Raw genomic sequence first — 18,347 nt, 5'->3', positions numbered from 1 at the left:
TTTTTACTTATTAAAGAGTTTTAATTCTAAGTATTATCTTCTAAAATTGACTAATCTATTGAAGGCAAGTGCTAAAGTAGGTAAATTCATTACTATAAAATAAATAATAATAGTGGCTATTAAAGGTCCATTTAGTACTCTTTCTTTTGTTGAAAGTATGTCTGAAGTCACTTCTGTGACAGAATTAGAGTCTAAATCTACTCTCATATAAGAATGTCTTGAACTTGCTCCTACTCTCTCATAGGAATCATATATTCCTCTAGATTTACAGTCATCCTCAATTTTTTTGATTATTATTATAGATATAGCTCCAAATATTATCCCTAAAAATCCCCATACAGATAATGCTGCCATTTTCTCACTCATACTAAATTGAGAAATAGCATCAGGGCTCACATTGTTCTCCATAAATAATGAAATTACTTTTTGCAAGGTTACTTGAAGTCCATTTATCATAAAATGCATAACTACTGATGCAAATATACTATTTGTTATCCTAACTAAATATGCTAAAACCATTCCTAAAACTGCTGCATATAGAAACTGCTGTGCATTTAAATGAAATACTCCAAATAATAATCCTGTAACTATGGATGCTACCCATTTGTTTTTAAAATCGTATCCTGATAAAACTATACCTCTTAGTGTTACCTCTTCTGTAATAGCAGGCATTACTGCTATTAATAAAAGTAATATTGGATATGGTGTGTCCATTATAGATCCAATAAACGCGCCTACATCATTTGAAAAAAAGAAACCTGATATTAGTGAAAATAACATTACAACAGGTTGAATTGCAAATGCTAAAATCATTATCCAAAGTATATTTTTAAAACTTATAGGATTTAATCTAAAAGTTTTTTTTGCAGATGATTTTGTTACTAGTATATATATAGCTGCTGGAACTAAAAATAATATTACATGATTCAGAAATAAGATAATTCTAGAATCAGTTAAATTTATGTTTTCATATACTATCCCCAAAAGATATGGAACAAAAGTGCTTATTAAAAGTATCATTAGAAAATACAAATTAGCTCTAAAAATCTTTCTCATAAAATGCCTACTTCCTTAATTTTTTTTTATTATTTTGTATAATATCCATTAGAGTTGTCTAAAATATAAATGAAGCTACTAAGCTTTATATGATATTGCCTCTCCCCCATTTTAATATAATTAACATCCCTCTAGGAGTCCTTATGAGTCTTGGAGGGTTTGTTGTTTTATTCCTTTATAGTTCTTCTTACAAGGTCAAGTGCACTCATAGTAGTTCTTACTCTAACTCTATTTCTATCACCTGTAAAGTTAAATTCTTTAACTAAACAACTCCCTTTATAATATACCCCAATATAAACTAGTCCAACAGGTTTTTCAGCTGTTCCACCACCTGGTCCTGCAATTCCTGTGGTTGAAACTCCTAAATCAGCTCCTGCTACTTTAGCTATACCCTGGGCCATTTCTCTAGCAGTCTCTTTACTTACTGCACCATATTTATCTAATGTTTCTTTTTTTACACCTAATCTCTTCATTTTAGCTTCATTTGAATAAGTAACTGCCCCTTCCAAAAAGCTTTCAGATATTCCAGCGTAGTTAATAAGTTTCTCTGCCACCATCCCACCTGTGCAACTTTCTGCAGTTGCTATTTTTATTCCTTTTTTAACTAAGAGTTCTCCCACAACCTCTTCTAAAGAAGTTTCTCCCTCTCCATATATATATTCTTCTAATCTTCTTCTAATCTCTTTTTCAACTGGTTTTATAAGTTCTTCTGCTTCTTTTTCATTTTTAGCTTTAGCTGTTATTCTTAAAATAGCTTCTATATCTTTAGCATAAGGTGCTACTGTTGGATTAGTTTGATTTACTATTAAGTCGTTAACTATTTCTGCCATACGACTTTCCCCGATTCCAAAAGTTCTTAACACCTTTGAAACCAAAACACTGTCTGTAAATTGTTTAAGGTATGGAACAACATAATTATCAAACATAGGCTTCATTTCTCTTGGAGGTCCAGGCAATACTACAATCTTCTTACCATTATTGCCTTCTATAATTGCTCCTGGAGCTGTTCCATAATCGTTTTTAAGGACTATCGCATCAATAGGAAAATAAACCTGCTTCTCATTACTTCCTACTAATTCTCTTCCACTTTTATCAAAAAACTTTTTTAAATTCTCATAAGATTCTTTATGAAGCACAAGCTCCTTATTAAAATATTTAGCTGCCATTTCTTTTGTCAAATCATCTGGTGTTGGTCCAAGTCCACCTGTAGTTATTATAATATCTGAATTCTCAAAAGCATTTTTAAAACTTTCTAAAACTCTTTCTTCATTATCTCCAACAACTTCTTGTTTATATACATTTATTCCAAGGTTAGCTAACTCTCTAGATATATACTGAGCATTCGTGTTTACTATATCTCCTAATAAAATCTCTGTACCTACTGCAATAATTTCAGCGTTCATTTAATTCACCTTCTTAATAAATTTATTAATTATAATGATATCATTTGTTGTTGGAATTTTCTAGGCAATAGCTTAATTTAAACTTTCAAAAAATTATCAAATCGCTAATGTTGCAAATTTCTTATGCAATAAAAAAGTGGCTACGCCACTTCGCTAGGGAACCCTATGGTTCCCTTCGACGACACTACGTGTCTGAGCACCCTCCTTAAGCGGCGGGGAGCACAACCTCCCCTGCACCCCTTGCATTTTTTATTACATAGGAAGAATGCACTTTCCTATGTAATAAAAAATCTGTCCTAAAAGTAGAGTAACTCTACTTCGGACAGACCTTTATGTGAAAAACTCTCTTACCTCAAAACCTAAACATCTAAGTATAATTAAGTAGTTTATATTTGTAACCTTTAGCTTTAAGGTGGGGTAAAAGCTAGATGGAGGTTATGTATGAGGCAAAAGAATTTATTGCCAAGTTACTGGGGCTGATTGTTTCTTTCTAGTTTTATTTTTATTTTTGCCTTCCTCTGATGCTGATGTATCATCCCAATTAGATTTCAATTTTCTAGATAATTTATTATCAACTTGACTATCTTTCGGCATATTAATCACTCCTATTCGTGAATTCTTGTCCTGTACACTATTTAATCTATGCAAATTTGCTCTTTTTATTCTTAGAAATTTTTTCATTAGTTATTTTATATTGACCGGACAAGCTTTTAAGGTTATAATTGTTATTGCCGTTTTTAGATAATATTAATGGGCTATAACTTACATAAAAGTAGGACAGAATTTTAAAATTCCGTCCTACTTATCTTCTTATTACCAGCCTTTTTTTATGTAGTCATCTTGATAATGACTAGTATCATTTTTAAATTCTATATTATATGTATCTTCTTCAATAGTTATCTTTGTAAGAGAAGTTTGTCCCATAACTATCCCTTTAATAGTTTCTTCAATTCCTAAGTTCTCAAAATACCCAACCATCAGCTTTAAAGTAATTCCATGAGTAACTATTAAAACATCTTTTCCTTTATTGTTCTCAATTATCTCCTCTAAAGCTTCTTTAGTTCTTTTTTCAAAAATATCTATTTCTTCTCCTTCAAAAGGTTTATATTCTTTAGGGTTATAATATAGGTTATATAGTTCCTTTCCATATTTCTCAGAGTTCTCTATTTCTTCCCATACCATTCCTTCCCATAGTCCAAAACCCATTTCTTTTAAACCTTCATGAAGTTTTATTTCTAAATCTTTTTCTCCTTTTAAAATTTCTGCTGTTTTAAACGCTCTCTCTGAAGGGCTTGTATATATTACATCAATCTTTATATCTTCTAGTCTTTTGCTTAAATTTTTTGCCTGCTCTATTCCGTCTTTTGTCAAAGGAGAGTTATTCCATCCTTGTAGTCTTTTCTCTAAATTCCATATAGTTTCTCCATGTCTTGTTAAATATATAGTAGTTTTCATATTCTCCTCCTAAAATTTTTTCTCTTTTAATTATAAGTATAAAAAAAATATCTCAAAAGAGATATCTTTTTTATAAAATCATTTTTTTAAAATATTAACAAAATATTGTCCTGAAGATATCTTTGTTGCTTCTATAGAACTTTCCCCTATTTTTGAAAACTTTAATTTATAGAAATTTTCAGCCTCTAGTATTCCATAGTCACACGCTTTTAATATATATTCCTTTGATTTCCTTAAATCTTTTCTATGTCCTTTTCCATAATAATATAATAGCCCTATATTAAAGCAGCATCCGCCATGTCCATTATCTGCTCCAACTTCTAAAAATCTAAATATACTACTATATTTTTTTATTATTCCACCTAGTTTATATTGATTTTCCGCAAGCTTAAGTGCCGCATCCCATTCTGCCTTTTTAAAAGCTTGTATATAGTAATCTATGGCTTTACTCTTTTTTCTTTTTACACCCAATCCAAGTTGATAACAATCCCCCATTATTAAAAACGCTCTAGGATTTTCTAGCTCTATTCCTTGATTTAATAAAGCTATGCCCTTTTCTACATCCTGTTTAACTCCATATCCAAATATATAACATTCACCTAATTCCGCTGAAGCATATTTATATCCCTTTTCATAAATGCTTGAAAAAATATCAAAAGCCTTTTTATAATCTTTTTTTACTATCATACCATCTTTATAGAATCTTCCTATAGCATAACTAGATTGGTTAAGCCCATATTCATATCCCATATAATAATACCTATATGCTTCATAGTGGTCTTTAGATGTTACTCCATAAGAATACTCTAAATAATCTCCTACATACGCTGCAGCTTCCAAATCTCCTAAGTCAGCCGCCTTTTTAAAGTATTCAAAGGCTTTAATTCCATTAATTTCACCTAATTCACCATTTCTATATAACATAGCAATGTTAAAGAATGCCTCTGGCATTTCCTTTTCACAAGCTTTATTATAATATTCTAGAGCTTTGTTAACATCTCTTTTCAAAAAATCTTTTCTTTCGTATATATAACCGGCATTTATATATGCACTCCCATAATCTAGATCAGAGGCTCTAATAGATAGCTCTAATGCCTTATCTAAATCCTTCTCAACATAGTAACCTTCAATATACATTATTGCTAGTCTTACCATTGCACTAGGATCTTTTTCTTTATCTGCAAGCTCTGAAAATATTTCATAAGCTCCTTTATAGTCAGTTTGTCCGGCATAACCATATAATTTATACAATCCAAGAGAAAGTTTTCCTTCAATATCATTTAACTCTGTAGACTTCTCATAATAGTCTAGCGCTTTATTAAGGTCCTTTTCTTGTCCATAATTACCTTCATATAGTTCTGCCAAATAATTGTATGCTTCCGTCATTCCCTCTTCTGCCGCTTTCTCTATGAACTCTATTCCCTTATTTTTATCTTGTTCTATATTAAAACCTTGTGTTAATAGTTTTCCTGCTATTAATTGCGCTGGGGGATAACCATGCTCTGCTGCCTTTTTACACCAATACACAGCCTTTACCATATCTTCTTCTATCCCTAAAGCATTTTTATACATAGTGCTTAACATGAATTCCGCTGGTGAATAACCATACCCTGCCGACTTTGAGTAATACTTGAAAGCTTCCTCATAGTTTTGATTTACTCCATCACCATCATAATATAGATTCGCAAGCTGATATTGTCCTGGAGCATATTCATTTTCCGCTGACTTTGTAAACCAATATAAAGCCATCTTATAGTCATTATCCGGCTTTTTGTCAGAGAGATACATCATTCCTATTGCCCACTGAGAATAGGCATTGTCGCTTAAGGAAGATTTTTTATACCATTCTAACGCTTTGTCGTAGTCTTTCTCTACTCCTAGCCCAAGTTCATACAAATATCCTATCCAAGATTGAGCATAAGAACTTCCTAAGTCTGCAGCTTCGCTAAAACATTCAAAACACTTTTCCAAGTCCTTCTCTTTATCATTTCTTCCATAGTAATAATCTTCACCATCATTTATTAAAGCAGATAACTCCTCGTCCTCAACTTCTTCTTCATAATAAGGAAGTATATTCTCTAGTGTTTTTAAATTCTCTTCTTCATTTTCTACTATTTCAATACTTATTTCTTTTGGATAGATGTATTTCTTAAATATATTCTTTTCCTTTTCTGTTAGGTTGTCCATAAATAGAGAATAATCCTCTTCTCCAAATTCTGTTACAAGCCATGTACTTACTTCATACATGACTCTCCCACACTCCTCATCAAAGCTTCTCTTTGTATTTAGGAGATTAATAATATCATGGTATAGTTCTTCATTTATATATCCTTTAACCATAAGGTTTCTAAGGCATATTTTAATGTCTTCATTTATATATTCTATTGAAAGTTTTTCATAAGCTCTTTTTACTACTAGAAGAATTGCATTTTCCAGAATATAATGATACTCTTCTGATGGCATCTCTAGCTTAGTTAGCTCTTCATATATGTCTAAAAATTCTAGTTTCAAAAATCTATAATTATAATCCATGCCTTACTCCTTACTGTATTTATTTTCCTATTCTTAATATTATATATCATAATATTTTTTCAATGCAATAAAAAGAAGTTTCACATGAAAAAAAGGTAAGGATCAACAATCCCTACCTTTATACAAAATCTATTTACTTTCCATTATAGCTAGAGCCACAGCTCCTAGAACACCAGCATCTGTTCCTAATCCAGCTGGAACTATCTTGCAGTATTCTGCCATTGATTTGAAGCATCTTTCGTTTACAACTTCTTGTACTTTATTAAATAGTACATCTCCGCCCTTTGAAACGCCTCCACCTATTATAACCTTATCTGGGTCAAAGCTTGCTATTATGTTAGCTACACCAATTCCTAGATAGTTGAATGCTTCATCTAATATCTTCTTAGATACAGCATCGCCTTTTTCTGCTTCTTTAAATACTTCATATGAAGTAACAGTTTCATAATCTCTTAATGATGTTTCTACTTTACTGTTTACTGCTTCATTTGCACGTCTACCTATAGCTGTTCCTGAAGAAGTAGCTTCTAGACATCCTAAATTTCCACATCCACATCTTGGGCCACCTGGGAATACAGTAGTATGACCTACTTCTAAGGCATTAGTGGTGCTTCCTCTATATATTTTACCATTTAATATAGCTCCTCCACCAACACCTGTGCTTACTGTTATATATACCATATTTTCAGTTCCTTTACCTGCTCCAAACATAAATTCTGCTATTGCAGCTACATTAGCATCATTGTCTAGATAAGTTGGAATAGAAAATTTTTCTTCTATTGGCTGTACTAATTGAAAGTTTTTAAATGGAAGATTCGGTGTAGTTACTATAATTCCTTTTTTTGCATCAAGAGGTCCTGGTGATCCTATTCCTATTGCAGCTACTTCATTAGTTGCAACGTTTCCTTCTTCTAAAACCATCTCTATAGTTTTGATTATTCTTCCTAATACAGGATTATCTCCTTCATGTGCTAAAGTTGGTATTGTAGTTTGAGCTACAACTCTACCCTCAAGATCAGATAAGGCACAGCTGATCTTTGTTCCTCCTAAGTCAACACCTACTACATAATTTTTCATAGATTTCCCTCCTAGATTTATAACTTGTCCCAATAAAACTCTAATAAAATACTAGTTCGCTTAAAACTAGTATTCTCAATACATAACATACTTATTATAACATAAGTATATACAAATTCTCACTTCTTTTTTATAGCATTAATAAAATAATTTCCTTGTGAATCTTCCCCTTGATACACTATGCTAAACTTATTATCTTTAAGCATTGAGCATATTATATCTAGGTTTTCAGCTTGGGATGAATCTAATGTTATAGTAAAGTTATCCGCAGTATCTACAACTCCTATATAATCATAAATATTACTATAATCACTTAATCCTATTTCTCCTTTTATCTCCATTTTATATTCTGACATATGTGAACCCTCCTAGTGAACCACTCTAATTTCAGGCACCTATTACTTAGCATATTCCCCTTTATATTCCTATATTCTTTATTGAAATTAATTTAACCAAGAAAGCATAAATATATACCCTATTTAATAGAAAACACCCATAGGAAATTTTATCCTATAGGTGTTTATATTTCTCATTATTATATTATTAGGCTTCGTTTCTAAGCTCCCTGCTCCTCTTTACTTCATCTATTATAATTAAGGTTTCTGAAGCTGGAACTTCTTCATATCTCTCAAACTTCATTTCAAAACTACCTCTAGCTCCAGTTATACTTCTAAGGTCTGTAGCATACTTAAACATCTCAGCCATCGGTACTTCTGCTATAATCTTTTGAAGCTTTTTATCTGGTTCCATTCCTAAAACTCTTCCTCTTCTCTTGTTAATATCTCCTATTATATCTCCCATATAGTCTTCTGGTATACTTATGGTTACAGACATTATAGGTTCTAACAAAATAGGATTAGCTTTCTCTAGACCTTTTTTATAGGCCTGAGAAGCAGCTATCTTAAATGCCATTTCTGATGAGTCTACTGTATGATAAGAGCCGTCATGAAGAGTAGCTTTTAATCCTATAACTGGATAGCCAGCCAATACCCCGTGACGAATACATTCTTTTAAACCTTTTTCAACTGCTGGTATAAAGTTTCTAGGTACAGACCCACCAACAACCTTATCAATAAATTCTAGCTCATCTTCTCCATCATTTCTTGCCTCAAATTTAATCCATACATCTCCATATTGACCATGTCCACCTGATTGCTTTTTATGTTTTCCTTGAACATCAGCAACGCCTTTTATAGCCTCTCTATATGGAACCTTTGGTTCTTGAAGCAATACATCCACTCCAAATTTATTCTTTATCTTTGCAGCTATAACCTCTAGATGTGCTTCTCCTACCCCGGATACTATGGTTTCTGCATTCTCTATATCTCTACTTATTTTAAAGGTTGGGTCTTCTTCTAATAATTTGCCTAAAGACAATGATATCTTCTCCTCATCACCTTTACTCTTTGGCAATATAGACATAGATATTACCGGCTCTGGGAAGTTAATTTTATCATATTTTATTTTGAAAGTAGATTCACATAAGGTATCCCCTGTTGCACTATATTGGAGCTTAGCTATGGCCCCTATATCGCCAGCTATAATTTCTTTAGTTACTACCTGCTGCTTTCCTCTCATAAAATATAAATTACTTAGCTTCTCACTTTTATCTTTATTAGAATTATATATACTTAAATCATTTTTAGCTTTTCCTGTAATTACTTTAAATAGAGATAATTTTCCTACAAAAGGATCTGCAATTGTTTTAAATATAAATGCAGAAAAAGGCTTATTTTCATCATAGTTCATGAAAACCTCTTCATCAGTTTGTAAATCAATTCCCTTTTGCGGAAGTGCATATTCAGGTGATGGGAAACATTCGCATATATCTTCAAGTAATACATCCATACCTATAGCTGATGTAGAACTGCCACACATAACAGGTGCCACATCCCCATTTGCACAGCCCCTAATTAGTCCCTTATATATTTCTTCATCAGATAATTCACCTTCTGAGAAGTATTTATCTAGAAGCTCTTCATCAGTCTCTGCAACAGCTTCCATGATAGCCTGTTTACAGCTATCTATCTTTCCCTCTAGTTCAGGTGGTATATCACAGAAAACCCCTTTAGGATTTCCTTTACTATATATTCTCGCCTTTCTAGATATAACATTTACTACTCCGTGAAAATCATCTTCTTTTCCTATTGGATATTGAATAGGTACAACACTTATACCAAACCTATTTTTTAAGTCTTCTAAAACTCTATCAAAATCAGAGTTTTCTCTATCTAGCTTATTTATAAAAAAGCTCCTAGGGAGTTTTATTTTATTACAATAATCCCACGCTTTTTCATCACCTACTGCAACACCTGATACACCGCATACTACTATTGTTGCTACATCTACTGCTCTCATGCCTTGAACCATTTCGCCTACGAAATCGAAATAACCTGGAGTATCTAATAAATTTATCTTTTTATCATCATATTCTAAAGGTAAAATTGTGGTGTTTAAAGATATCCTCCTTTTTCTTTCTTCTAAATCATAGTCACTTACAGTAGTTCCTTCCTCTGTCTTTCCTAATCTGTCTATTGTATTTGTTGTAAATAATAAAGCCTCTACCAAAGATGTCTTTCCTGATGAACTGTGTCCAACTATTCCTACATTTCTTAAATTGGAAATTTTGTACTCTTTCATACGTGTGTTAAGGTCCTGCGCCTCAACATTCACCCACCTTTCTTTAAAGTTTAGGCTATATGATGCTGAAAAAATTTCAGCTAAGTCATCTATATTAAAATATTAATAGTATTAAAATATTATTCCTAACTCTATAGATAGAACGCTTTTATTATTATATATTCTCCATATTTATTATATTTCCTTTTAATTTTCTAAATATTCAAACAATTTCTATTTATAAATAAAAAAGAATACAATATTTTCATACTGTATTCTTCCATATATTAATTAGGTTTTAAAACAACCTTTATACAATTGTCTTCTTTAGCATCAAATATACCATAAGCATGTTTTCCTTCATCAATTGATAACCTATGAGTTATTATATCAGTAGCATCAAATTTACCTTCTTTAATTAGCTCTAATATAGGATCTACATATGTATGTGCTGGACATTGCCCCATCCTTAGAGTTATGTTTCTTGAGAAGAAATCTCCTAGTGGAAATGCATTATATTTAGATCCATAAACACCTACTAAAGCCACCGTTCCACCTTTTCTAATAGCTTGAGAGGCTATTTCAATGGCGGATTTTGAGCCTCCTTGAAGTTTTAAAGCAGACTCAATCTTTTCTATAGTAGACATCTTACCATCCATACCAACACAGTCTACTACTGCATCTGCTCCTCCACTAGTTATTTCTTTAATATATTCACCTGTATTATCATAATCTTCAAAATTGATAGTTTCAACTTGATTATACTTTCTAGCATGCTCTAATCTATATCCTACTCTATCAACTGCAATTACTCTTTTAGCTCCTTTATAAATAGCCCATTTTTGAGCTAATAATCCTACTGGTCCGGATCCTAAAACTACAACTGTATCATTTGGTTTTACTTCTGCAATATCAACACCCCAAAGTGATGTTGGTAAAATATCAGTTAAAAACAAAACTTGTTCATCTGTTAACTCTTCTGGAATTATAGTAGGACCAACATTTGCATAAGGAACTCTTAGATATTGTGCTTGCCCTCCATCATAACCTCCAAAAGTATTACTATATCCTAATAATCCTCCGGTTTCTCCATTTGGATTTGAGTTATCACATTGACTCCATAAATCATGTTCACAATACCAACAATGCCCGCAAGAAACCGGAAACGGAACTATTACTCTATCTCCTTTTTTAACCTTAGTTACATCTTTTCCTACCTCTTCTACAATCCCCATAGTTTCATGTCCTAATACAAAACCTTTAGGAAGGTTAGGTATAAATCCATGAACTAAATGTAAGTCTGATCCGCAGATAGCTGTAGAAGTTACTTTAACTATTATATCATCCGATTTTTGAATAGTAGGATCTTTTACTTGTTTAACTTCTACATCTCTAATACCTTCATAAACTATAGCTTTCATCTGTAACTCCTCCAAATAAATTTATTTTATTCTTAGGTAGTATCTGCTTAAAACCTATAATTTATTTAGTTATACTTTATTTTTATATTAAACATAAATCTCATTATCAAAATATATTTTTAAACGCAAAAAAGCTATAAGATTAAATCTTATAGCTTCAACATTTACAATAATTATCTTCTATTGTTTTGTTGTTTTTTAGCTCTTCTACAATCAACGCATCTTACTGGTTCATTGTCGAATCCTTTTTCTTTGTAAAAAGCTTGTTCTCCTTCAGTGAAAACGAAGTCTTTTCCGCAATCTCTGCAAACGATAGTTTTATCTGCCATTTCAATTCCTCCATTTTTAAAGATTTATAAGTGATTAACAAATTCTCTAAAACTGGAGAAAATTATTATCTTCTTATATCTTTACTTTTTATTACTTGTTTATAATATCATAATTATTGTATTGATGCAAGGATTATTTTACTCATAAGAACAGTATTTCTAAGGGACAAGTCTACTTTTATCCCTTGGAAATAGGCTAGTTTCCCTCACATTGTTAACTTCTAACAATAAAGCTAAAAACCTTTCCAATCCTATAGCAAACCCACCGTGAGTTGGTACTCCATATTTAAAGGTATCTATATAACTTCTAAAGTCTTCTGGATTTAGTCCTTTAGCTTTAAAGCTCTCTATTAACATTTTGTAATCATTAATTCTTTGTCCTCCAGATGTTATTTCCATTCCTCTAAATATAAGGTCAAAAGATTTAGTACCCTCTTTTCCTTTAGGCATTGTATACATAGGTCTTTTTTCTCTGTAATAATTAGTTATGAATATAAAATCTGAATCAAACTTCTCTTTAGCATATTTACTTATAAGTTCTTCTCCTTCAGAATCTAAATCAATGTCATTAATAATCTTTCCATAACTTTCTTCTAATATTTTTAGTGCTTCTTTAAATTCTATTCTTGGTATTGTATTAATTTTAGGCACATTAATGTTTAGTAATTTAATATATTTTTCACCTTCATTAACTAATTTTTTAAACATATACTGTAGAAGTTTTTCTTCTATCTCCATAATTGAATTTTCATCTTCTATAAATGCCAATTCTACGTCCATACTTGTAAATTGATTTAAGTGTCTCCTTGTGTCATGCTCTTCTGCTCTAAAAAAATTGCCAATTTCAAAAACTCTTTCATATCCTGCTGCTATCATCATCTGTTTATAAAACTGTGGACTTTGAGATAAATAGGCTTCTTTCCCGAAATAATTTAATTTGAATACAGATGTTCCTCCTTCAGCACCCTCAGCTACAATCTTAGGAGAAAATATTTCTGTAAAATCTTCTTTTGATAGAAACTCCCTAAACCCTTGTAACAATATATGCTGAATTTTGAAAATTGCATTATTTTTTTCATTTCTAAGACTTAGCACTCTATTATTTAATAATGTTTCTAAAGAAATATCTAAAGAATTTTTATTTACTTCTATAGGAAGTATCTCTTCTACTTTATTTATAACATTAATTTCTTCAACTATTACTTCAAAATTATTTAAAGAGTTTTTTCCTTCTTTAGCTACTCCAGTTATCTCTACTACAGATTCATTTGTTAAATTATTTAAATCTATATCCTTGTCAACCACACATTGAACCATTCCACTTCTATCTCTTACTATTACAAAGGAAATGTTTTTTAAAATTCTAACTCTGTGAACCCATCCTTGTATAAATATTTTTTCTCCTATAGACTCTTCTAGCCTACTAATCATTATTCTTTTCATAATTGACTCCTTTCATTTATAAAAACTTTTATTTAATTTTTCAAATGTCCAAATGTTCGAATGTCCGGACATTTGAATAAAAAATACCAACTCCTAAAGAATAAAAAAAGCTTCACTCCATTTAGGAGCAAAGCTATACTTCACGGTACCATCCTAATTAACCTTAAAATATATATAAATAAAAACAAAAAAACTCACTCCTTAACAGGAGTGAGTTTACCCACGGTGCCATCCTTATTTAATCTAATATATAAAAAGATTATCTTTAAGCCTTTTAACGGTAGCAACCGATTTATCCTACTAGATTTCAAATAAACTTCTCTAAGGTGTCTTTCACTAAAAACTTTTCTGCGAAGCTTTCACCATCCTTCGCTCTCTATAAGAATCCTAATTAGTTACTATCCTCTTCATAGAATTTATAATATTTTATATATTATATTCCTAAACTCAAAAGAAAGTCAATACTATTAAATATCTTAATACTCAATCCATGTAGTTAGATCTTTTGTTGATATTCTTTGTGCTACATCTTTAGAATTTGAGGAATAGCCTAAATATATAAATGCTAATACTTCATCTTTTTCCTTAAGATAAAAAAACTCTTTCATCTTAGGGTGGTAACACTCCTTGCCAGTCTTCCAATATGCAGCTATACCTAATGAATGAGCTGTAAGCAACATATTTTGTATTCCAGCATATACAGCTCCAAGCTCCTCAAGTCTTATCACTCTTTCTTTTTCACTTACTTCTGCTGCAACAGCTATAATGACGGGTGCTCTAAATGGTTTATTTCGTTCTAATTCTAATCTCTTTTTTCCTTCTTCGGTGTTGGGATCTGTACCTAAATCAATTGCAATCTCTTCAATTACCTTAGATAGAGATTGTCTTCCTTCCTTTGTTATAACAAAAAATCTCCAAGGTTGTGTTAAGAATCTTGTAGGTGCCCACTTTGCAGACTCTATTATTTCTTCAACTATTTCTTTAGGAACCTCTTTGTTCTCAACATTGCCTATGGATCTTCTATTAATTATTGCCTCTTTTAATTCCATAGTCATCACTCCCATTAACTGATAATTATTATTAATTAAATTATAGAATAAAAAAAGAGTTATAGCAAATTATTTGATAGTTTGCTATAACTCCCTTATATTTATATACTATACTTCTTTTTTAAGTGCTGATAGAAGAACTCCACTTACTACAGTTCCTGCTACCATAGCTATTAAATACATTCCAAGTCCAGTTACTACGTTTGGTAAAGCTAATACGAATGCTCCACCGTGAGGAACTGCTAATGTAACATTAAATAACATTGAAAGTGCTCCTGCTACTCCTGCTCCAGCCATAAGTGAAGGTATTACTCTTACAGGGTCAGCTGCTGCAAATGGTATTGCTCCTTCAGTTATGAATGCTAATCCCATTACCCAGTTAGCTTTTCCAGCTTCTCTTTCTTCAACAGTGAATTTTTTCTTTGATATAACTGTTGCTAATGCTATTCCTAAAGGAGGTACCATACCAGCTACCATAACTGCTGCCATTATAGCTGAAGAACTTCCATTAGCTAAAGTTGCAGTTCCAAATACGTATGCAGCTTTATTTATAGGACCACCCATATCTGCTGCCATCATTATTCCTAATATTAAACCTAAAAGAACTTTACTACTTCCGCTTAAACTAACTAATCCAGAATTCATTGCATCGTTAATTGCCTTTACAGGACCACCTAAAACAAATGTCATTATAATTGCTATTATAAAAGTTGATAATACTGGGATAATTAATACTGGCATTAATCCATCCATAGATTTTGGTAATTTGATATATTTTCTAATACCTATAACAACATAACCAGCTATAAATCCAGCAAGTAATGCTCCTAAGAATCCAGCACCTATAGTATTAGCTAAAGCTCCACCTACAAATCCAGGTACTATACCAGGTCTGTCAGCTATTGAGTATGCTATAAATCCAGCAAGTACAGGCACCATAAAACCGAATGCAGCCTTACCAGTTGAGAATATTACTTCTCCAAATGAACCTACATTTTCATAAACATAGATTCCACCAAATGCAAATCCTAATGCTATTAAGATACCACCTGCAACAACAAAAGGAATCATGTATGATACACCAGTCATAAGATGTTTATATACACCTTTCTTTTGTGAAGAGCCTTCTTTTTTGTCCTTATTTGTTTCTTCAGATACTTCAGCTTTTAAAACCTTAGCACCTTTAGCTTTTTCAATAAGTCCTTTAGCATCCTTTATTGCTTCTGAAACTGCTACTTCTACTAATGCTTTACCAACAAATCTATCTTTAGATACGTTAGTGTCTGCTGCTATAATAACACAGTTTGCTTCAGCAATGTCTTTTTCTGTTAATACGTTTTCAGCACCTACAGAACCTTGAGTTTCAACCTTAATTTGATGACCCATTTCTTTGGCTGCCATTTCTAATGCCTCGGCAGCCATGTATGTATGGGCTATTCCTGTTGGACAGGATGTTATTGCTACTATTTTCATAATAATACCCCCATAATAATTTTTAATATTTTACTCAAATACTTTTATAAATTCTTCAAAATTACTTGAATTCATGATTGCGTTTCTTACATCTGTATGCATTAATTTTCTTGATATTTGACTTAATGCTCTTAAGTGTATGTCGTTACTATCTTGTGGTACTGCTATTAAGAAAAATAAGTGTGCAGGCTTATCATCCATTGAACCATAATCTATTCCCTGATCACTTTTCCCAAAAACTATAGCAGCCTCATTTACTGAATCGCTTTTACCATGTGGTATAGCTATTCCCATTCCTATTCCTGTAGAAAATTCCTCCTCTCTTTTTAGTACTGCTTTTCTAAATGTCTCTTTGTCGTTAATCTTGCCATCTTTAACTAATATATCTATTAATTCATCTATTGCTTCAAGTTTATTTTTAGCTCCTAATTGTAAGCAAACTCTTTCTTTAGAAAACATATCTTTTATTTCCATATGTTATATCCTCCTTATAAGTTCCATTGATTTTGGTAGTAATTCTTCAACTTGTTTTTTGCTACATGCCTCTGTACCTTCTAAGGTAACTGTAGCTGCTCCACAAGCTTGAGCAAAACCTAATGTATTTTCGTCATCTAATTCTTTTACTATAGAATACACTAAAGCTGCAACCATGGAGTCTCCTGCACCTACAGTGCTTTTTACAGGTACCTTTAATCCTCCAGCTATGTATTTTCCTTTATCAGTTATATATAATGCTCCTCTGGATCCCATAGATACTAGTATCTTAGATATCTTCATATTATCTTTTACCAACAAGGCTTTTTCTAATATACTTTTTTCATCCTTTAAATCCTCGTTGAACATAATTGACAATTCATGATCATTTGGCTTTATAGCAAAGGGTTTTTCTTTCATTCCTTCTTCCAAAAGCTCCCCTTCAGCATCAATAATTACTAAAGCCCCTTTTTCTTTTGCAATTCCTGTCAAAACTTTATATATATCTTTTGATATACCTCGAGGCACTCCACCTGATAGAACAACTATGTCCCCTTCTTTGCAAACTTCTTTATATATATCTATAAATTCATTTAGCTCTTCTTTAGATATCTGAGGACCAGCTTCATTTATATCAGTATAAGTTTTATTAATATTATCTACTATCTTCATATTGGTTCTAGTATCATTTTTTATCTTAACAAATCTATGAGTTATATTCCTTTTATCTAATTCAGATTCAAAAGATTTCCTAAATACTCCGCCTAAAAAACCTATTGCTAAGGAATCTATTCCTAAATTTTTTAGAACCTTAGAAACGTTAACACCTTTTCCTCCAATATCATGTCTTACATCCATAGTTCTATTTACAGATCCCAACTGAAAGCCATCTACAATTAGTGTTTTATCTATTGCTGGATTAAGCGTCACAGTTATTACCATCAAATCACCTCCTATATCTAAGTTGTTATTATCTCCACTCCAACTTCTTCATATTCTTCAATTATTGTTTTATCAATATCATCACTAGTTATTATCATACTTACAGCTTTAACTGGACATATAACTGAAAACGAAACGTTTTCGAATTTGCTACTATCTGCCATCACTATAACTTTTTTAGCATGAGTCATCATAATTTTTTTAGTTTGAGCCTCTGCATAGTTAGGAGTAGTTATTCCCTCTTCTATAGATATACCGTTAGCCCCTAAAAAAACTTTATCTACTCTAAAGTTTCTAAGTACAGCTTCTGCCATGTTACCAACCATTGCTCTTGTATTAACTCTTAATGATCCACCTGTTACTATTATTTCTATGTCTTTATTACTAGATAGTTCTGATGCAATATCAATAGAATTAGTTATTATAGTCAAGTTTTTAGCTTTAATTCTTTTTGCTAACTCTAAAGTAGTTGTCCCAGAATCCATTATTATTGTATCTCCATCTTGAATGAATTCACTTGCAGTTTCTGCTATCTTTTTTTTCTGATCAATTCTTTCATCTTTCTTATCTTGAAATGAAGGTTCGTAATTAGTTTTATTATCTACCCCTACAGCTCCCCCATGTGTTCTCGTAAGAAGATTCTTTTCTTCCATCTCCTGCAAATCTCTTCTTATGGTTGACTCTGATACATTGAGCATTAATGATATTTCATTTACCTTTATACTGCTCTTTTCTTTTAAAATTTCAGAAATAATTTGTTGTCTTTGTTGCGCAAACATGATATATTTCACACCTTATCTTAAAATATTTGCTCATTTTTGCATTTGTTTGATTGCTTAATCTCATTTTATATTAAGAATTTAAACTTGTCAACAAAAATAATCATATTTATTCACAAATGAGCACAAACGAATAAATCGACATCTTATACTTTTCTTATATAAAATAAAACATTCAAATGAATGTTTTTAGGATACTATACTAATTATATTAGATTAAAAACAAAAAAACACTAGGAAAAATCCTAGTGTAATAATCAAATTGGCTCCGCGAAGAGGGCTCGAACCTCCAACC

16 protein-coding genes and 1 other annotated feature are annotated in these 18,347 nt (G+C 31.5%); all 16 genes read right to left on the bottom strand.

Annotated elements, in window-relative coordinates:
* Window positions 1–33: 33 nt before the first annotated feature.
* Window positions 34–1,056: a CPBP family intramembrane glutamic endopeptidase gene (locus B3N22_RS22890; RefSeq protein WP_286910913.1), complete on the bottom strand. Its 1,023-nt coding sequence runs from the start codon at window positions 1,054–1,056 to the stop codon at window positions 34–36.
* A 167-nt stretch (window positions 1,057–1,223) separates the two neighbouring features.
* A complete protein-coding gene (locus tag B3N22_RS22885; protein WP_286910911.1) occupies window positions 1,224–2,459 on the bottom strand; it encodes a competence/damage-inducible protein A in 1,236 nt (411 codons plus the stop codon).
* A gap of 456 nt (window positions 2,460–2,915) precedes the next feature.
* Window positions 2,916–3,053 carry a hypothetical protein gene (locus tag B3N22_RS22880; protein WP_021803777.1) on the bottom strand — a complete coding sequence of 46 codons (138 nt, stop codon included), beginning with the start codon at window positions 3,051–3,053 and terminating at the stop codon, window positions 2,916–2,918.
* A gap of 219 nt (window positions 3,054–3,272) precedes the next feature.
* Entirely contained in the window at window positions 3,273–3,914 is a 642-nt protein-coding gene (locus tag B3N22_RS22875; RefSeq protein ID WP_286910909.1) for a histidine phosphatase family protein, read from the bottom strand.
* A 78-nt stretch (window positions 3,915–3,992) separates the two neighbouring features.
* The gene (locus B3N22_RS22870; protein ID WP_286910907.1) at window positions 3,993–6,446 is read right to left on the bottom strand and encodes a tetratricopeptide repeat protein; all 2,454 of its coding nucleotides are present in this window, start codon (window positions 6,444–6,446) and stop codon (window positions 3,993–3,995) included.
* A gap of 129 nt (window positions 6,447–6,575) precedes the next feature.
* Window positions 6,576–7,523, bottom strand: a complete 948-nt coding sequence (locus B3N22_RS22865) for an ROK family protein (RefSeq protein WP_286910905.1) — start codon at window positions 7,521–7,523, stop codon at window positions 6,576–6,578.
* Window positions 7,524–7,642: 119 nt separating this feature from the next.
* Complete coding sequence (locus tag B3N22_RS22860) at window positions 7,643–7,879, bottom strand: hypothetical protein (protein WP_286910903.1); 237 nt, start codon at window positions 7,877–7,879, stop codon at window positions 7,643–7,645.
* A 187-nt stretch (window positions 7,880–8,066) separates the two neighbouring features.
* A complete protein-coding gene (gene fusA / locus B3N22_RS22855; protein ID WP_286910901.1) occupies window positions 8,067–10,163 on the bottom strand; it encodes an elongation factor G in 2,097 nt (698 codons plus the stop codon).
* A gap of 266 nt (window positions 10,164–10,429) precedes the next feature.
* Entirely contained in the window at window positions 10,430–11,563 is a 1,134-nt protein-coding gene (locus B3N22_RS22850) for a zinc-dependent alcohol dehydrogenase (RefSeq protein ID WP_286910900.1), read from the bottom strand.
* Between the two features lie 173 nt (window positions 11,564–11,736).
* Window positions 11,737–11,892, bottom strand: coding sequence for a zinc-ribbon domain-containing protein (locus tag B3N22_RS22845; protein WP_073022141.1), 156 nt, complete (start codon window positions 11,890–11,892; stop codon window positions 11,737–11,739).
* 159 nt (window positions 11,893–12,051) lie between these two features.
* On the bottom strand, window positions 12,052–13,335 hold the full coding sequence (gene aspS / locus B3N22_RS22840; protein WP_286910898.1) for an aspartate--tRNA(Asn) ligase: 1,284 nt from the start codon (window positions 13,333–13,335) through the stop codon (window positions 12,052–12,054).
* Between the two features lie 203 nt (window positions 13,336–13,538).
* Window positions 13,539–13,755, bottom strand: a binding site (T-box leader).
* A 56-nt stretch (window positions 13,756–13,811) separates the two neighbouring features.
* Entirely contained in the window at window positions 13,812–14,384 is a 573-nt protein-coding gene (locus B3N22_RS22835) for a nitroreductase family protein (protein WP_286910896.1), read from the bottom strand.
* 108 nt (window positions 14,385–14,492) lie between these two features.
* On the bottom strand, window positions 14,493–15,857 hold the full coding sequence (locus tag B3N22_RS22830; RefSeq protein WP_286910894.1) for a PTS fructose transporter subunit IIC: 1,365 nt from the start codon (window positions 15,855–15,857) through the stop codon (window positions 14,493–14,495).
* A gap of 30 nt (window positions 15,858–15,887) precedes the next feature.
* Window positions 15,888–16,331, bottom strand: coding sequence for a PTS sugar transporter subunit IIA (locus B3N22_RS22825; RefSeq protein WP_286910892.1), 444 nt, complete (start codon window positions 16,329–16,331; stop codon window positions 15,888–15,890).
* A gap of 3 nt (window positions 16,332–16,334) precedes the next feature.
* Window positions 16,335–17,273 (bottom strand): 1-phosphofructokinase, encoded by a 939-nt coding sequence (gene pfkB, locus B3N22_RS22820; RefSeq protein WP_286910890.1) that lies wholly within the window; start codon window positions 17,271–17,273, stop codon window positions 16,335–16,337.
* 17 nt (window positions 17,274–17,290) lie between these two features.
* Window positions 17,291–18,052 (bottom strand): DeoR/GlpR family DNA-binding transcription regulator, encoded by a 762-nt coding sequence (locus B3N22_RS22815; protein WP_286910884.1) that lies wholly within the window; start codon window positions 18,050–18,052, stop codon window positions 17,291–17,293.
* Window positions 18,053–18,347: the final 295 nt, after the last annotated feature.

This window comes from Clostridium sp. UBA1652 (genome assembly GCF_002320975.1).
GTDB classification, from domain to species: domain Bacteria; phylum Bacillota; class Clostridia; order Clostridiales; family Clostridiaceae; genus Clostridium_T; species Clostridium_T intestinale.
Note: the sequence above shows the minus strand (reverse complement) of the source record. Positions and strands in the feature narration are given on the sequence as shown.

Excerpts from the sequence above, each read along its gene's own strand:
- B3N22_RS22850 (WP_286910900.1), bottom strand. The coding sequence starts at position 11,563 with ATGAAAGCTATAGTTTATGAAGGTATTAGAGATGTAGAAGTTAAACAA.
- pfkB (WP_286910890.1), bottom strand. The coding sequence starts at position 17,273 with ATGGTAATAACTGTGACGCTTAATCCAGCAATAGATAAAACACTAATT.
- B3N22_RS22875 (WP_286910909.1), bottom strand. The coding sequence starts at position 3,914 with ATGAAAACTACTATATATTTAACAAGACATGGAGAAACTATATGGAAT.
- aspS (WP_286910898.1), bottom strand. The coding sequence starts at position 13,335 with ATGAAAAGAATAATGATTAGTAGGCTAGAAGAGTCTATAGGAGAAAAA.
- B3N22_RS22870 (WP_286910907.1), bottom strand. The coding sequence starts at position 6,446 with ATGGATTATAATTATAGATTTTTGAAACTAGAATTTTTAGACATATAT.
- B3N22_RS22845 (WP_073022141.1), bottom strand. The coding sequence starts at position 11,892 with ATGGCAGATAAAACTATCGTTTGCAGAGATTGCGGAAAAGACTTCGTT.
- B3N22_RS22825 (WP_286910892.1), bottom strand. The coding sequence starts at position 16,331 with ATGGAAATAAAAGATATGTTTTCTAAAGAAAGAGTTTGCTTACAATTA.
- fusA (WP_286910901.1), bottom strand. The coding sequence starts at position 10,163 with ATGAAAGAGTACAAAATTTCCAATTTAAGAAATGTAGGAATAGTTGGA.
- B3N22_RS22880 (WP_021803777.1), bottom strand. The coding sequence starts at position 3,053 with ATGCCGAAAGATAGTCAAGTTGATAATAAATTATCTAGAAAATTGAAA.
- B3N22_RS22890 (WP_286910913.1), bottom strand. The coding sequence starts at position 1,056 with ATGAGAAAGATTTTTAGAGCTAATTTGTATTTTCTAATGATACTTTTA.
- B3N22_RS22860 (WP_286910903.1), bottom strand. The coding sequence starts at position 7,879 with ATGTCAGAATATAAAATGGAGATAAAAGGAGAAATAGGATTAAGTGAT.
- B3N22_RS22815 (WP_286910884.1), bottom strand. The coding sequence starts at position 18,052 with ATGTTTGCGCAACAAAGACAACAAATTATTTCTGAAATTTTAAAAGAA.
- B3N22_RS22835 (WP_286910896.1), bottom strand. The coding sequence starts at position 14,384 with ATGGAATTAAAAGAGGCAATAATTAATAGAAGATCCATAGGCAATGTT.
- B3N22_RS22830 (WP_286910894.1), bottom strand. The coding sequence starts at position 15,857 with ATGAAAATAGTAGCAATAACATCCTGTCCAACAGGAATAGCCCATACA.
- B3N22_RS22885 (WP_286910911.1), bottom strand. The coding sequence starts at position 2,459 with ATGAACGCTGAAATTATTGCAGTAGGTACAGAGATTTTATTAGGAGAT.
- B3N22_RS22865 (WP_286910905.1), bottom strand. The coding sequence starts at position 7,523 with ATGAAAAATTATGTAGTAGGTGTTGACTTAGGAGGAACAAAGATCAGC.